This window comes from Rhizobium sp. P2_G2 (assembly GCF_056403555.1).
On sequence record NZ_JBFUFF010000276.1, the window covers coordinates 1 to 614 of the forward strand.

The following is a 614-nucleotide window of genomic DNA, read 5'->3' on the forward strand; positions in this document are numbered from 1 at the left end:
GTTCTACGCGAGTATCTATACCCACTCAATTGCTTGGTCGAGGCACGGCCGCGAAGCGTCGAAGGCGGATATGAGTGAGCGCTCGAAAGAGGTTTATTTCAACGAGTTAGATTTCCATGTTCGAAACTGCCAAATGGCCCAAACTCGTGGACTTTTGATTGGCCCCGACGCGTTTCGGCTGATAGCAGAATTTATCTCATGTGGGATAGATTCAGAGCTAAAAGCAGCCGCCGGAAAAGCTGTCATTGGCGCGGTTCGTCACGTGGATGACTACTATATCGGTTTGCGCTCTGAGGCCGAAGGCCTTGTGGTACTCTCGCAACTCCGAGAAATATTGGCTGGCTATGAACTGCAGTTAAATGATGCCAAAACAAGAATTTATCCCAGTTTGCAACCTATCAACGACGTTTGGGCACAGAAAATTCGCGACGCTATTCATCTGGCTAGCGAAAGTTCGCGAAGGCGTGAGCGGCTCGAGCTTCTCTTGGATGAAGCGTTTCAACTTTCCGCGAATATAAGTTCGGATAGTCCGGTCAAGATGGTCCTGCGTGGACTTGACGGTATGCGGATCTACGCTTCGAACAACTGGGAATTCGTTGAGAGCTATCTTCAAC

Annotated in this window: 1 protein-coding gene; it reads left to right on the forward strand. The window is 49.5% G+C overall.

Annotated features, from left to right (window positions below; genetic code table 11):
* Nucleotides 1–70 precede the first annotated feature (70 nt).
* Nucleotides 71–614 (forward strand): RNA-directed DNA polymerase (locus AC1D06_RS42720; protein ID WP_477991643.1); only part of this gene is annotated, 544 nt, incomplete at its 3' end.